We start from the raw sequence: 13,091 nt of genomic DNA, 5'->3' as shown, positions 1-13,091 counted from the left end.
GCCCCAAGCAGAAAAAGAGAGAAAAGGGGTTCCCCGGCGACCGAAGCCGCCGAGGGTTGATCACATATTGTCGAGCGCCTTCCGGACCAGCCGGAAAACCTCCTGCTGCCAGTCCGCCAGAACATCGGGGACTGCCTTCCAGACTCCATAGTTGAGCCTGACCTGCTCTGCCCCGTCCTCGTCCACCCGGTAGGCAAAGCTGCCGCCCTCCGGGCCAAGGAACACGACGTCGCTGTCGCACATCCAGAGGCCAGCCAGTTGTTCGGCATCGACCTCCAGGCCATAGGGCAGCCACCAGCGCCCGTCTCGCTGAACCAGAGGGTAGGGTTCAATCATGCCCGCCCCCCAACCTGCGATTCAGGACATACTCCGCCAGAACCTCCCGGAAATGTGCCGCATCCTGGAAGCCCTGCGCCTGTGCTGCCCGATCCTCAGCGACTGAACGAGAAAGACCGCCATCATATTGCATGATAGCGGCCCTTTCCTCGAAAGCATCAATGTCAGGAATCAATGGCATGGTGGCAGCCCCACCCGCTCCACAATCTCCCGCTTCTGCTCGTCGCTGATCCCGGCGGAATAGATGCCATAGGTCATGCGATTCTCCGACCTTGCTGACTGGTGGCCGACAATCGATGCGGTGAAATGCTCCGGGACACCCGCCCGTTCACACTGGGTCACGAACCACTTCCGGGTCGAATGGAAGACGACGCCGGGACGGGACAGCCCCAGAGTGGCCCGCAGCGATGCAAACCGCTTGGTGACTATCGACACGGTCAGGTCAGGGAACAACCGCCCCTGTCCAGGCAGTCGGGCGAGCAGAGGGCTAAGAGCCGAGTGCAGCGGAATAAACCGTTCCGCCGCATCCGTCTTCAGAGACCGGACCTCGTTGGGACGTATCCAGGCGAACCAGCCGAGATTGCCCTTCCAAACCAGATCACCCCGGACCAGACCCACCGCCTCACCGGCCCGCATCCCGGTCAGCAGGCAGAAGGTCAGGACATCGCCAATGCGGGGATCATCCTGCGCCAGCAAGACCCTGCCAGCCGTGAAGCTGGAAGCCCCGGCGTGGTGCCGTGCTGTTCGGATGCTTCAAGCGGCGCAGGAAGGTGACAGCGCGTTCCCCATGCCCGAGAGGGTCAGGGATCGGTGATCCGTCATAAATCCACGCCGGGAAGGTGCTGCCAGTCATCACGCCACCGCCAGCGGGTTGTCGGTGTCATCCTCGGGTTCCGGCGCAGAACCAATCCTCGCCCGGCTGGTCGGGGTCAGCCCGTATTCGGCGGCAAGCTGGCGGGCGGTCTGCGCATAGCGGATTTGAAGCCCCGCCAGTTTCAGGTCGGGGATCGGGTTCAGCGCAAGAATATCCGCGATCTGGCGAACTGCGCCCGCCGCCACACAATAGTTCTCGATGCCCGCCAGATCGGCCTTTGTGATAACCTGCCGGGCGATCAGTTGCGGCATGATGCGCCGCCACTCGGCCTTGGCATGGCTGGTCAGCCAAGCGGGCGCGGCTGGTGCTCTGGTCAGCGCCTCGGCATCCGCAGCAAGGCCCGGCTTCACGCCGCGAAGGTGCTTGCTCATGCCGCCACCGCCCGCAATTCGATGCCCTTCCTGCGCCCGATCTCGGCAATAGCGACAATGTTCCAGACCTTGCCGCCGTGAATAATCCGGTCGGCAACGGCAACGCCCGGCACCCACCGCAGCAGAAACACCGCATTGTTGCTCACGCCCTCGCCAAAGGTGGTCAGAAACTCGGACACGCCGGCTTGGCGCAGTTCAGCCTTGCCGCCGACCGAAGCCGCCGAGGGTTGATCACATGTTATCGAGCGCGTCCCGGACCAGCCGGAAAACCTCCTGTTGCCAGTCTGCCAGATCATCAGGGATTGCCCGCCAGACCCCGTAGTCGAGCCTGACCTGCTCTGCCCCGTTCTCATCCACCCGATAGGCAAAGCTGCCGCCCTCCGGGCCAAGGAACACCACGTCGCCGTCGGACATCCAGAGGCCTGCCAACTGTTCGCCATCAACCTCCAGGCCATAGGGCAACCACCAGCGCCCATCTCGCTGCACCAGAGGATAGGGTTCAGTCATGCCCGCCCCCCAGTCTGCGATTCAGGACATACTCGGCCAGAACCTCCCGGAAATGTGCCGCATCCCGGAAGCCCTGTGCCTGCGCAGCGTGATCCTCAGCCATAGAACGAGAAAGACCGCCATCATATTGCATGATAGCGGCCCTTTCCTCGAAAGCATCAATGTCGGGAATCAATGGCATGGCGGAAGCCCCACCCGCTCCACGATCTCCCGCTTTTGCTCATCGCTGATCCCGGCGGAATAGATGCCGTAGGTCATGTTGACAAATGGCGAAGCCATAGCCTGATGCAGGCAACGTCTACGAAGCCGAGGAAACTGTCTGCGGTTTTGTCGTAGCGGGTTGCCAACCGACGGCTGTTTTTCAGCTTGTTGAAGCAGCGCTCGACCATGTTGCGCAGGGTGTAGATGGTCATGTCGACAGCCTTGCGCACCCTTCGGTTCTTTCGCATCGGTATCATGGGCAGGGCGTTGCGGTTCTCGATGTCTTCCCGAATTTTATCAGAGTCATAGCCCCTGTCGGCGACCAGAACTGCTGGCTGCGGCAGGTTGTCGGCCATCACCAGATCATAGCCGGTGTAGTCGGAAACCTGCCCCGGCGTGATCTCAGTCCTCATCGGGAGGCCTGCGCCATTGACGCGGAGATGGATCTTGGTCGAGAAGCCACCTCTCGAACGCCAAGAGCCTCTTTCGGAGTCCCCCTTTTGCGCCCGCAGCATGATGATGAGCGCGGATCACAGTGCTGTCGACCATCTGGAGCTTGTCTGGCGCGATCCCAGCGTGGTTCAGCGCATCCAGGATATCCTCCCACAGTCCCGCCAAAGTCCACCGGCGGAACTGACGGTAGACCGAGGACCACTTGCCAAACTCTTCGGGCAGATCACGCCATGGCGCACCAGTCCTTGCGATCCAGAAAACTCCATCGAGAACAAGACGATGGTCCGCAGGTTTCCGCCCGTTAGGGTGCCGGACGGCACGAATGAAGCCCTCGAAGAAGGTCCACTCGTCGTCGGATATCAGGTTGCGTGCCAAGTTCATCTCCCACGTAGAGATGAGCTTGAATCATAGGACGAATGCCAGCGGAATCCCTTTTGTCAACACGACCTAGGTCATGCGATTCTCCGACCTTGCCGACTGATGCCCGACAATGGACGCGGTGAAATGCTCCGGGACACCAGCTCGCTCGCACTGGGTCACGAACCACTTCCGGGTGTCCACAACGTTTTCGGCAGGTGTCCCGCTATTTCGCGCCCTGGGGTTTTCTGCTATCGCTGCCGCTATCGTGGCCAGTGGCCCCTGATCAGTTGCCGGAGGCCGGTGCCATGACAAGGCTGTTTTATTTCGGAAATTCCGATGCGGGCTGGATGCCGGTCAACCATCTGGCGGGGCTGATGATGCGGCTTCTGGATGCCGGGCCTTGCGATCTGGCACCCTGCCGGCTGTCCCTGCCCCGCCGCATTGCCACCACCCTTACCGCCCCTCCGAAAGGCGGCGCGGGTGGGGATATCTTCCTCTTGCGCTCCCCGTCCGAGCTGACGCGGGCGCTGGCCCATCCGCTCTGGCGCGAGCGGCGCGCCTTCCGCGCGCTCTGGGTGATCGACAGTTTCTGGACGGAGACCTGGCCGCGCCCCGCCGCCCGGCTGCTGTCGCATTTCGACCTCGTGGCCTATACCCGCCGTGACGATGCGGCAGATTACGAGGCGCTGGCCCCGGGGCGGGCGATGTTCCTTGGCTGGGGGGCGGATGTGCTGGATCTGGGCAGCGACGCGGCCGACCGGCCGATCGACATCCTGCGCGTCGGGCGCCAGCCGGCCGCATGGGATGATGATGTGCGGACCGCCGCCGCCTGTGCCGCCCGGGGCCTGACCTTCCATGGCCGCCCCCCCTTCCCTACCAGCCCCGAAACCCAGCAGACCGGGCTGATGCGCGACTGGTATGGCCGCGCGAAATTCGTCATCGCCCATTCGAATATCGCCGCCCCCGCCCCCTATACCCATCCGACCCGCGCCTATATCACCGCGCGCTGGACCGATGCGCTGGCCGCGGGCGCCAGCATCGCCGGTCGCCAGCCCGAAGGGGATCTGCCTCTGGTCAGCTGGCCGGATTCCTTGCTGGAGACGGAAGAGATCGACCTCGACCGCAATCTCGACCGCATCGCCGAGGCCGTCGCGGCCTGGACGCCCGGGATCGCGCGCCGCAATCACCAGGAGGCGCTGGCCCGCTTCGACTGGCGTAACCGCATCGCGACGCTTGCCACCCGGCTTGGCCTGTCCACACCGGCACTGGCTGCCGAAATGCAACGGCTCCGGGCGGCGGTCAAAGGCTGAGACCACCCCGGATCACCCGATCAGGCTTCCCAAAGCGCCGATTTTCCTGTATGGCCCGCGCCATCTGAGACGTGACGCCCCTGGCCCCGGGCACATGCGTGAGGATTGGGGCGGCGACAATGGGGTCGCCATATAACGGGAGACCGGCAGGGGCCGGAGTGCTCCCAAGAGGAAAATGCATGTTCAAAATTGTTAAGAAATCGATTCAGTGGGGCGATGAGACGCTCACGCTGGAGACCGGTAAAGTTGCGCGCCAGGCCGATGGCTCTGTCATCGCGACGCTGGGCGAAACCCAGGTCATGGCCAATGTGACCTTCGCCAAAACCGCCAAGGAAGGCCAGGATTTCTTCCCGCTGACCGTTCACTACCAGGAAAAATATTACGCCGCCGGAAAAGTGCCTGGCGGCTTCTTCAAGCGTGAGGCGCGCCCGTCGGAAAAAGAGACGCTGACCTCGCGTCTGATCGACCGTCCCTGCCGCCCGCTTTTCGTCGAAGGCTTCAGGAACGAAGTTCTCGTGATGGCGACCGTGCTGTCCTGCGACCTCGTGAATGACCCCGATGTGGTTGCGATGATCGCCGTTTCGGCCGCGCTGACCATCTCGGGCGTGCCGTTCATGGGACCGATCGGGGCCGCCCGCGTTGGCTTCTCGGGTGGTGAATATGTGCTGAATCCGTCGATGGACGACATGACTCAGCTGAAGAACAACCCGGACCAACGCCTGGACCTTGTCATCGCCGGCACCAAAGACGCCGTTATGATGGTGGAATCCGAGGCTTACGAGCTGACCGAAGAGGAAATGCTTGGCGCGGTCAAGTTCGGCCATGCCGCGATGCAGCCGGTGATCGACCTGATCATCGACCTCGCAGAAGAAGCCGCCAACGAGCCCTTCGACTTCCAGGCGCCGGATTATTCCGGGCTCTACACCCGTGTTGCAGCCGCTGGCGAAACCCAGATGCGCGCCGCCTTCGCGATCCGCGACAAGCAAGACCGCACCAATGCGATTTCGGCCGCCGTCAAGGCGATCAAAGAGGCGCTGTCGGAAGAAGACCTCGCCGACAAGAATCTCGGCTCGGCGATCAAAAAGCTGGAATCGGGCATTCTGCGCGGTGACATCATCAATGGTGGCGCCCGGATCGACGGCCGCGACAACAAAACCGTCCGCCCGATCTTCTGCGAAAACGGCATCCTGCCGCGCGCGCATGGCTCGGCTTTGTTCACCCGTGGGGAAACCCAGGGGTTGGTTGTCACCACCCTGGGCACCGGCGAGGATGAGCAGATCATCGACGCGCTGAACGGCAATTACCGCTCGAACTTCCTCTTGCATTACAACTTCCCGCCCTATTCGGTTGGCGAAGTTGGCCGCGTGGGTTCGCCCGGCCGTCGTGAGATCGGTCACGGGAAACTGGCATGGCGCGCGCTGCAGGCGGTTCTGCCGGCTGCGACCGACTTCCCCTACACGATCCGCGTCGTGTCCGAGATCACCGAATCGAACGGGTCGTCCTCGATGGCTTCGGTCTGCGGCGGCTCGCTTTCGATGATGGATGCGGGCGTTCCGCTGAAATCGCCGGTCGCTGGCGTCGCGATGGGTCTGATCCTGGAAGATGATGGCCGCTGGGCGGTTCTGACCGACATCCTCGGCGACGAAGACCACCTCGGCGATATGGACTTCAAGGTTGCGGGCACCGCCAACGGCATCACCACGATGCAGATGGACATCAAGGTGGCCGGCATCACCCCGGAGATCATGGAACAGGCGCTGGCTCAGGCCAAAGACGGTCGCCTGCATATCCTGGGCGAGATGAATGCCGCGCTTTCGGCGCCGCAGGGCTTCTCGGCTTACGCACCAAAAATCGAAACCATGTCGATCCCGACCGATAAGATCCGTGAAGTGATCGGTTCGGGCGGCAAGGTGATCCGCGAGATCGTCGAAGTCTCGGGCGCGAAAGTCGACATCAATGATGACGGCGTGATCAAGATCGCTTCGAATGACGCCAATGCCATCAAGAAGGCCTATGACATGATCTGGTCGATCGTGGCAGAGCCGGAAGAGGGCCAGGTTTATACCGGCAAAGTCGTCAAGCTGGTCGATTTCGGCGCGTTTGTGAACTTCTTCGGCAAGCGGGACGGCCTCGTCCATGTGTCGCAGATCGCGAACAAGCGTCTGAACCACCCGAATGAGATCCTGAAAGAAGGTCAGGAAGTTAAGGTGAAACTCCTTGGCTTTGATGATCGCGGCAAGGTCCGTCTGGGCATGAAGATGGTTGACCAGGAAACCGGTGCGGAAATCACCGAGAAGAAAGAAGAAGCCGAGGGCTGAGCCCCGCTGCCTCCCTGAAAAAGGCCCCGGAGCGATCCGGGGCCTTTCTTATTCCTTCTGTTCGACTTTGGGGATACCCCCCTCGAACTGCATCAGCATTCCGAGATTCTTGTTGAAGCCCCAGCGACGGTATTTCAGCTCGCCATTGGCGAAGTAGAGTTCGGCCACAGCGTATTGCTTGCGCACCCCGCTGGCTGTGTCCCAGATCTCGACCACGGCGCCCTTCTTGCGCGGTGGGCCCAGTTGCAGCTGAAAGAAATCGCGGTCGGCGGTCTCGGCCACGGCGGCCAGCACGGCGAGAACCTCGTAGTAATCGGTGATGCGCTCGGCTTTGAAATGGCAGACACCTTCCAGCCCGGCAATGCCCAGCACCGCCGCCCCTGCCGCCACGCCAAGCACGGGGCTGGCCAGCACCGTGCCACCCGCGCCAAGCGCCGCCTCGGCGCCGCCAAGCGCCTTTGCAGCCTGGGCGCCGGCCACCACGGCACCAACGGCGGAAAAGCCGGTATTGCCATCCACCAGCGTCAGGAAGTCAGGCGCCTGCGGATCGAACCGCCCCATCACCGCCGCATCCGCCGCCGCTGCGGCCAGTTTCGGCGCCCGGACCGCGATCATCTCGCTGAGGCGATAGTCACAGACATTGGCCTGAACCGCGCCGGCGGCAAGCATCAGGGCCAACACGGCGCCGGGAAGGAAACGGGACATTTCTTGTCTCTTATGCGGCTGCTTTCGCCCGTCAGCATATAATGCGGCGCGCGAAAGCGCAAAAGCCCGCCGCTTCACAATCCGGCCAGCGGTCAGCTCAGCGCCGCCCCCGCCGCATCGCGCCATTGCGCCAGGCCGAGGCGCGACCGATCAGATGGGCGGCGATGGGCGCGGTCAGAAAGAGAAAGAGGATCGCGAAAACCGCCTTTACCACCGCGCCGGTCGTCGCAAATCCCACCGCCGCCGCCAGCAGCGCAAGCCCCCCGGCGAAAGAGCCGACCTTTGACGCCGCATGCATCCGGGTCAGCACATCGGGGAAGCGCAGCACACCAATCGCCGCGATCACCGCGAAAATACCGGCGGCCAGTGCCAGCAGCCCTGTGATCACCTCAGTCATCGGCGCCCTCCCTGCGGGCCAGCCGTTCGGCATAACGTGCCAGCGCGACGACCGGCACGAAACTCACCAGCGCCACCGCCACCACGATATCCAGATAGGCCTGAACCCCCGATTGCAGCGCGAAAAGCGCGCAAAAGCCGATCACCGCCACCGACATCATATCCAGCGCCACCACCCGGTCCCCAAGCGAGGGCCCCTTCCACAGCCGCACCAGCCCCAAAAGCACCGCAAGGACCATCAGCGCCATGCCGGCGCGCAGACAGAGTTCGAGGAAAGTGGCCGCAGTCATCTGAACACCCCGCTGACCCGATGCGCCATGCCCTGTTCCAGCTCCAGCACCAGAGACTCCGGCTCGCCACCATGCAGGCTATGGATCAGAAGAAAGCTGCGGTCATCGGCGACATCCAGCGTCAGCGTGCCCGGGGTCAGGGTGATCAGGCCCGACAACAGGAAGATCTCCGCATCCGAAATGCCGGGCCGCAGCGGCAGCCGGATGATCGCCGGCGACAAAGCGAGGCGGGGGCGGATGCAGTCGCGCGCGACCTGGAGGCAGGATTTCACCAGCTCTTTCAGGAACCAGGGCAGGAGAATGGCCCCCGCAGCGATGCGGCGCGCAAGACTCATTGTTTATCCCCCAGCACAGCATGGATATAGGCGGCGGGGTCCAGCAGCTGCCCGGCCGCCCTGGTGGCAAAGCTAAGGAAGGGTTGCGGCATCAGCCCGATCACCAGTGTCATCAGCGCCAGCGCCGCCATCGGCCCCAGCATCAGCGCCCGCGCGCGCAGGCTCAGCTGTGTCAGCACCGGCTCATAGCCCCCGGGATGCGGTTTCCAGAACGCCGCCGCCCAGATCTTGGTCATCGAGAAGATGGTCAAAAGGCCCACCACCAGCGCGATGCCGGCGACCAGCCATTCCTGCGCGTCAAGCGAGGCCTTCACCAGCAGGAACTTCGCCCAGAACCCTGAAAGCGGCGGGAACCCCGCCAGCGAAAAGGCCGGGATCAGGAACAGCAGCGCAAGGAAGGGCGCGGCGCGGTAAAGCCCGCCGATCTGCGCCAGCTCTGACCCGCCGGTCAGGCGGCGCGAGACACCCGCGACGAGGAAGAGATTCGCCTTCACGATGATATGATGGAGGATGTAGAACACCGCCCCCGTCAGCGCCAAAGGCGTCATCAGCGCAAGGCCCAGCACCATATAGCCGATCTGGCTGACAATGTGGAACGAGAGGATCTTGCGGAAATCGCTCTGCGCGGCAGCCCCCAGCACGCCGGTCAGCATGGTCAGGCAGGCGCACCACAAGAGGATCTCATGCGTCCAGCCCTGGTCATGCGTGAAGATCAGCGTGAAGACCCGGATCAGCGCATAGACGCCCACCTTGGTCAAAAGCCCGGCAAACAGCGCCGAAACCGCGTAATGCGGCGTGTGGTAAGAGGCGGGCAGCCAGAAAAACAGCGGAAAGACCGCCGCCTTCATCCCGAACGCCAGCATGAACAGCATCGCGATCACGGTCATCAGCCCCTGATCCGGGTGCTCAGCCACCGCCCGGTGCAGATCGGCCATGTTCAGCGTGCCGGTGGCGCCATAGGTCAGACCAGCGGCAGAAAGGAAAAACGCCGTCGCGATCAGGTTCAGCGTCACATATTTCACCGCGCCATCCGTCGCCTTGCGGCTGCCTCCGATTGCCAGGAGGCCAAAGGATGAGATCAGCAGCACCTCGAACCAGACATAGAGGTTGAAGAGGTCTCCGGTCAGGAACGCCCCCGTCACGCCGCCAAGCAGCGTCTGGAACAGCACGAACCAGCCCAGCCGCGCCGAGGTCGGTCCGATCTCGGCCATGGCCCAGAGCGCAGTCGCCAGCCCGATGATCGCGGTGATCAGCACCATCGCGGCAGAAAGGTAATCCGCAACCAGTGTGATGCCGAACGGCGCGGGCCAGGCACTGACCTGACCGGCAATCACGCCGTTTTCCATCACGGTGACCAGCAGCCGCAGCGCCAGACCCAGCGAGACCAGCGCGGTCAGAACCGAGATCCAGCCAGAGCCCCTGCGGTTTCGCAGGAAAAGGCAGGCCGCCGCACCGATGAACGGGGTCAGAATGGGAAGCGCAACGATCCAGCTCACATCGCACCTGCCGGTTTTTCGGGTCGCGCCAGTTCAGGCCCGGCCAGTTCAGGTTCCGCCGGTTCAGGTTCCGCAAGGCGCATCCGGTCGACCTCCAGATGGCCAAAGGCGCGAAAGGCCCGGATGGTCAGCGCCAGGGCAAAGGCGAACAGGCCAAAGCCGATCACGATTGCGGTCAGCAAAAGCGCCTGGGGCAGCGCATTGGCCATCTCCGGTGCCGGGGCGCCGCCCGGCTCCAGCAGCGGCGGGCGGCCCATGCTCAGGCGGCCAGCGGTGAAAATCGCCAGATTGACCGCGTTCGAGATCAGCATCAGCCCGAACAGGAACCGCAGCAGATGGCCTGACAGCATCAGCCAGATGCCCGCCGTGGTCAGTGCTCCGGCAAGGAGGGCTATGAGGGTTTCCATCAGGCGTCTCCCCCTTCTTCCAGCGCGAAGATCAGCGTCAGCACGCCGCCCAGCACCGCGAAATAAACGCCGATATCGAATAAAAGCACTGTGGACAGCGGCAGAACCGGCAGAGCGAGCCAGAGGCCCTGGAAGGGCGCGCCGCCGCTCGGCGCAGCGCCGAAACCCGCAAGCAGGGCGCAGAGAAGGCCAATGCCGCCCAGATTGCGCGGCTCGATCTTCAGCGCGCGGCGCGCGGCGGCAGTGCCCTCGGCAAAGATCAGGATGGCAAAGCCAAGCGCCGCGATCAGCCCGCCGATGAAACCGCCGCCGGGCGCATTATGGCCCCGGAGCAGGATATAGAGCGAAGAGATCAGGAAAAGCGGCAGCAAGAACCGCGCGCCGAGGCCAAGGATCGGCGATCTCATCGGCGCGCTCCTCCGATACGGCGCTTCAGCAGCGCCGAAGCGCCGATGGCGGCCAGCAGCACCACGGTCAGCTCTCCAAAGGTGTCAAAGGCGCGGAAATCCACCAGGATGACATTCACGATGTTCAGCCCATGCGCGCGGGTGAAGGCGTTTTCCTCAAACCAGGTCGCGAGCTGACGGTCCGGCGGATGGGCGGTGATCGCCAGCAAAAGAAGCGTGACAGCAAGCCCCGCCGCGCCGGAGATCAGCCAGTGCAGCGCGCGGCGCCCCGGACTGCGGCGCTCGCTCAGCCCCGGCAGGCGCAAAAGCGCGATGCCGAACAGCACGGCGGCAAGGCTTTCGACCATCAGTTGCGTCATCGCCACATCCGGGGCGCCGAAGATCAGGAAGATCAGCGCGACGCCGATCCCGACCGTGCCGATGCCCGCAATATTCGCGATGCGCGAATGCGGGGTCAGCGCGAGGCCGGCGCCGCCGATGGTGAAGGCAGCGATCAGCCAGAGCGAGAGTGGCGCGTCCGGCTGTATCGCCAGAGCCGGGCGCCTGGCCGCAAGCGTCACCCCCAGCACCAGCGCCAGGGTCGTAAAGCTGATCACGAGATAGCGGCTCAGCCTGCCGCTCTGGATCACCCTGGTTTGCCAGGCCGCGATTGCGGCAAAGACCTCCAACAGCCGGTCCCAGAGGCGGTCAGCAAGCCGAGGCCCCTCACCCTGCGCCCGCAGCCGGGGCGCGGCAAGGAACAAAAGACTGCCAAGCGCGAAAGTCGCAAGGCTCAGCACCAGCGGCAGGCTGCCCCCGGCCCAGAGATGCAGCCCCGCCGCATGATCCAGGCCAAAGCCCCGCAGCACCGCATCCAGCAGCGGCTGCAACAGCCCGGGCATCAGCCCGAATAGAAGCCCCGCACCCCCCAGCAGCAGCGGCCCCAGCAAAAGCTGCCAGCCAGGCTCATGTGGCAAGGCCCCCGATGGCAAGGCTCCGGACGGCAAATCTCCTGGCGGCGGCCCGAAGAACGGCCGCAGCGCCACCCCCCCCGCCACCGCAAAGATCAGCGCATTCGACACCAGCAGCAGCGGCACCAGCAGCGGTATCGCGCCGGTGTAAAGCAGCTCTTTCCCGATCCAGCCAGAAAAGGGCGGCAGGCCCGCCATCGACCCCGCAGCCAGAAGCGCCAGAACCGCGGTCAGCGGCATTCCCCGCCTCAGCCCGCGCAAGGCTCTCACATCGCGCGTGCCGGTGGCGTGATCGACCGCCCCCACCACCATGAACAGCGCCGCTTTATACAAAGCATGTATGATCAGGAAAGCGATGGCCGCCGTCAGCGCTGCCGCCGTGTCCTGCGCCAGCATCAGCACCAGCACCCCAAGCGCCATCAGCGTCGTCCAGGCCAGCATTTGTTTCAGATCCCGCTGCCTGAGCGCAATGACCGAGGCGAAAAGCGCCGTCACTCCCCCGGCCAGGGTCAGCGAGACCTCCCAGCCGTCCGTCCCCGACAAGAGCGGATGCAGCCGCGCCAGCAGATAGACCCCGGCCTTCACCATGGTCGCCGAATGCAGATAGGCCGAAACCGGGGTCGGTGCCGCCATCGCATTGGGCAGCCAGAAATGGAACGGGATCTGCGCCGATTTTGTGAAAGCGCCCAAGAGCACCAGCACGAGGATCGCGCCGTAAAGCGGGCTTTGCTGCAGACCGCCGCCCTGCAGGATCACCGCCAGATCATAGCTCCCCGCTGCTGTGCCGATCAGGATGAACCCCGCCAGCAAGGCAAGCCCGCCACTCGCCGTAACCAGCATCGCCTGCAGCGCATTGCGGCGCGCGCGCGGGTCGTCATGGGCAAAGCCGATCAGCAGATATGAGGTCAGCGAGGTCAGCTCCCAGAACACGAAAAGCGTGATCAGATCGCGCGCCAGCACCAGACCCAGCATCGAAAGCATGAAGAGAAACAGAAACAGCACAAAGCGCCCGAATTGCGGATGCCCGCCCATATAGCCGGTGGCATAGATGAAGATCAGCCCGCCAATGCCGCTGATCAGCGCCGCGAAGACCAGCGCCAGCGGATCCAGCAGGAAGGAGAACCCGATCCCGAGCGAAGGCGCCCAGTCCAGATCAAAGAGAATGGCACTCCCGCTCACCCGCTCCAGCTGCGCCAGCACCAGCCCGAAGACTGCGAAGGCGATGGCAGCGGCCAGATAGCCCGCCATCCTGGCCGGCGAAACGCCCCCCTGCCCGCTTTCCTGCTGCGCCATGCTGACCCCTTGATGCAGCACCCGCCCGGATCGGGAACAGGCGCCGCTCTGTCTCTTCTGCTGTCGATACAGCGGAGAAACC

Annotated in this window: 16 protein-coding genes; 2 read left to right on the top strand and 14 right to left on the bottom strand. The window is 63.8% G+C overall.

Going from position 1 to position 13,091, the window contains the following annotated elements:
* Nucleotides 1–60: 60 nt before the first annotated feature.
* The 6 genes from DRF71_RS13565 to DRF71_RS13530 form a co-directional block, all read right to left on the bottom strand.
* Entirely contained in the window at nucleotides 61–336 is a 276-nt protein-coding gene (locus DRF71_RS13565) for a hypothetical protein (RefSeq protein WP_112311017.1), read from the bottom strand.
* Between the two features lie 171 nt (nucleotides 337–507).
* Nucleotides 508–1,032: a tyrosine-type recombinase/integrase gene (locus DRF71_RS13555; protein WP_232831500.1), complete on the bottom strand. Its 525-nt coding sequence runs from the start codon at nucleotides 1,030–1,032 to the stop codon at nucleotides 508–510.
* A gap of 156 nt (nucleotides 1,033–1,188) precedes the next feature.
* Entirely contained in the window at nucleotides 1,189–1,581 is a 393-nt protein-coding gene (locus DRF71_RS13550) for a phage terminase small subunit P27 family (RefSeq protein WP_112311015.1), read from the bottom strand.
* The gene (locus DRF71_RS13545; protein ID WP_112311014.1) at nucleotides 1,578–1,877 is read right to left on the bottom strand and encodes a phage head completion protein; all 300 of its coding nucleotides are present in this window, start codon (nucleotides 1,875–1,877) and stop codon (nucleotides 1,578–1,580) included. The genes DRF71_RS13550 and DRF71_RS13545 overlap by 4 nt, the downstream gene beginning before the upstream one ends.
* On the bottom strand, nucleotides 1,813–2,088 hold the full coding sequence (locus DRF71_RS13540; protein ID WP_112311013.1) for a hypothetical protein: 276 nt from the start codon (nucleotides 2,086–2,088) through the stop codon (nucleotides 1,813–1,815). Before DRF71_RS13540 ends, DRF71_RS13545 begins: the two co-directional genes overlap by 65 nt.
* Nucleotides 2,089–2,342: 254 nt before the next feature.
* A protein-coding gene (locus DRF71_RS13530; protein WP_232831499.1) for an IS5 family transposase occupies nucleotides 2,343–3,123 on the bottom strand; the annotation gives its coding sequence in 2 pieces (ribosomal slippage) (nucleotides 2,343–2,787 and nucleotides 2,786–3,123; 783 coding nt in all).
* 284 nt (nucleotides 3,124–3,407) lie between these two features.
* On the opposite strand from DRF71_RS13530, the gene DRF71_RS13520 reads away from it, so the two are divergent.
* Both DRF71_RS13520 and pnp read left to right on the top strand, forming a co-directional pair.
* The gene (locus DRF71_RS13520; RefSeq protein ID WP_112311010.1) at nucleotides 3,408–4,412 is read left to right on the top strand and encodes a CgeB family protein; all 1,005 of its coding nucleotides are present in this window, start codon (nucleotides 3,408–3,410) and stop codon (nucleotides 4,410–4,412) included.
* Nucleotides 4,413–4,591: 179 nt separating this feature from the next.
* A complete protein-coding gene (pnp, locus tag DRF71_RS13515; RefSeq protein ID WP_112311009.1) occupies nucleotides 4,592–6,730 on the top strand; it encodes a polyribonucleotide nucleotidyltransferase in 2,139 nt (712 codons plus the stop codon).
* A 48-nt stretch (nucleotides 6,731–6,778) separates the two neighbouring features.
* On the opposite strand, the gene DRF71_RS13510 is transcribed toward pnp, so the two are convergent.
* The 8 genes from DRF71_RS13510 to mbhE all read right to left on the bottom strand — a co-directional run bounded on the left by DRF71_RS13510 (nucleotide 6,779) and on the right by mbhE (nucleotide 13,009).
* The gene (locus tag DRF71_RS13510; RefSeq protein ID WP_157971074.1) at nucleotides 6,779–7,435 is read right to left on the bottom strand and encodes a hypothetical protein; all 657 of its coding nucleotides are present in this window, start codon (nucleotides 7,433–7,435) and stop codon (nucleotides 6,779–6,781) included.
* Nucleotides 7,436–7,532: 97 nt separating this feature from the next.
* On the bottom strand, nucleotides 7,533–7,832 hold the full coding sequence (gene mnhG, locus DRF71_RS13505) for a monovalent cation/H(+) antiporter subunit G (protein WP_112311007.1): 300 nt from the start codon (nucleotides 7,830–7,832) through the stop codon (nucleotides 7,533–7,535).
* A complete protein-coding gene (locus DRF71_RS13500; RefSeq protein ID WP_112311006.1) occupies nucleotides 7,825–8,121 on the bottom strand; it encodes a monovalent cation/H+ antiporter complex subunit F in 297 nt (98 codons plus the stop codon). The genes mnhG and DRF71_RS13500 overlap by 8 nt, the downstream gene beginning before the upstream one ends.
* Nucleotides 8,118–8,456 carry a Na+/H+ antiporter subunit E gene (locus DRF71_RS13495; RefSeq protein ID WP_112311005.1) on the bottom strand — a complete coding sequence of 113 codons (339 nt, stop codon included), beginning with the start codon at nucleotides 8,454–8,456 and terminating at the stop codon, nucleotides 8,118–8,120. The genes DRF71_RS13500 and DRF71_RS13495 overlap by 4 nt, the downstream gene beginning before the upstream one ends.
* Nucleotides 8,453–9,952 (bottom strand): Na+/H+ antiporter subunit D, encoded by a 1,500-nt coding sequence (locus tag DRF71_RS13490; protein ID WP_112311004.1) that lies wholly within the window; start codon nucleotides 9,950–9,952, stop codon nucleotides 8,453–8,455. The genes DRF71_RS13495 and DRF71_RS13490 overlap by 4 nt, the downstream gene beginning before the upstream one ends.
* Nucleotides 9,949–10,359: an NADH-quinone oxidoreductase subunit K gene (locus tag DRF71_RS13485; protein ID WP_112311003.1), complete on the bottom strand. Its 411-nt coding sequence runs from the start codon at nucleotides 10,357–10,359 to the stop codon at nucleotides 9,949–9,951. The genes DRF71_RS13490 and DRF71_RS13485 overlap by 4 nt, the downstream gene beginning before the upstream one ends.
* Complete coding sequence (locus tag DRF71_RS13480; protein ID WP_112311002.1) at nucleotides 10,359–10,766, bottom strand: MnhB domain-containing protein; 408 nt, start codon at nucleotides 10,764–10,766, stop codon at nucleotides 10,359–10,361. Before DRF71_RS13480 ends, DRF71_RS13485 begins: the two co-directional genes overlap by 1 nt.
* Nucleotides 10,763–13,009, bottom strand: a complete 2,247-nt coding sequence (gene mbhE, locus DRF71_RS13475) for a hydrogen gas-evolving membrane-bound hydrogenase subunit E (protein ID WP_232831498.1) — start codon at nucleotides 13,007–13,009, stop codon at nucleotides 10,763–10,765. Before mbhE ends, DRF71_RS13480 begins: the two co-directional genes overlap by 4 nt.
* Nucleotides 13,010–13,091 lie beyond the last annotated feature (82 nt).

The sequence above is a fragment of the Pseudogemmobacter bohemicus genome (assembly GCF_003290025.1).
Classification (GTDB): domain Bacteria; phylum Pseudomonadota; class Alphaproteobacteria; order Rhodobacterales; family Rhodobacteraceae; genus Pseudogemmobacter; species Pseudogemmobacter bohemicus.
The sequence above is the reverse complement of the archived record's forward strand: the minus strand, read 5'-3'. Positions and strand labels throughout refer to the sequence as shown.

What these genes read in the sequence shown, in the direction of transcription:
- DRF71_RS13545 (WP_112311014.1), bottom strand. Translation starts at nt 1,877, where the DNA reads ATGATCTGGCAGACTGGCAACAGGAGGTTTTCCGGCTGGTCCGGGACG.
- DRF71_RS13480 (WP_112311002.1), bottom strand. Translation starts at nt 10,766, where the DNA reads ATGAGATCGCCGATCCTTGGCCTCGGCGCGCGGTTCTTGCTGCCGCTT.
- DRF71_RS13495 (WP_112311005.1), bottom strand. Translation starts at nt 8,456, where the DNA reads ATGAGTCTTGCGCGCCGCATCGCTGCGGGGGCCATTCTCCTGCCCTGG.
- mnhG (WP_112311007.1), bottom strand. Translation starts at nt 7,832, where the DNA reads ATGACTGAGGTGATCACAGGGCTGCTGGCACTGGCCGCCGGTATTTTC.
- DRF71_RS13485 (WP_112311003.1), bottom strand. Translation starts at nt 10,359, where the DNA reads ATGGAAACCCTCATAGCCCTCCTTGCCGGAGCACTGACCACGGCGGGC.
- DRF71_RS13565 (WP_112311017.1), bottom strand. Translation starts at nt 336, where the DNA reads ATGATTGAACCCTACCCTCTGGTTCAGCGAGACGGGCGCTGGTGGCTG.
- DRF71_RS13540 (WP_112311013.1), bottom strand. Translation starts at nt 2,088, where the DNA reads ATGACTGAACCCTATCCTCTGGTGCAGCGAGATGGGCGCTGGTGGTTG.
- mbhE (WP_232831498.1), bottom strand. Translation starts at nt 13,009, where the DNA reads ATGGCGCAGCAGGAAAGCGGGCAGGGGGGCGTTTCGCCGGCCAGGATG.
- DRF71_RS13550 (WP_112311015.1), bottom strand. Translation starts at nt 1,581, where the DNA reads ATGAGCAAGCACCTTCGCGGCGTGAAGCCGGGCCTTGCTGCGGATGCC.
- pnp (WP_112311009.1), top strand. Translation starts at nt 4,592, where the DNA reads ATGTTCAAAATTGTTAAGAAATCGATTCAGTGGGGCGATGAGACGCTC.
- DRF71_RS13510 (WP_157971074.1), bottom strand. Translation starts at nt 7,435, where the DNA reads ATGTCCCGTTTCCTTCCCGGCGCCGTGTTGGCCCTGATGCTTGCCGCC.
- DRF71_RS13520 (WP_112311010.1), top strand. Translation starts at nt 3,408, where the DNA reads ATGACAAGGCTGTTTTATTTCGGAAATTCCGATGCGGGCTGGATGCCG.
- DRF71_RS13500 (WP_112311006.1), bottom strand. Translation starts at nt 8,121, where the DNA reads ATGACTGCGGCCACTTTCCTCGAACTCTGTCTGCGCGCCGGCATGGCG.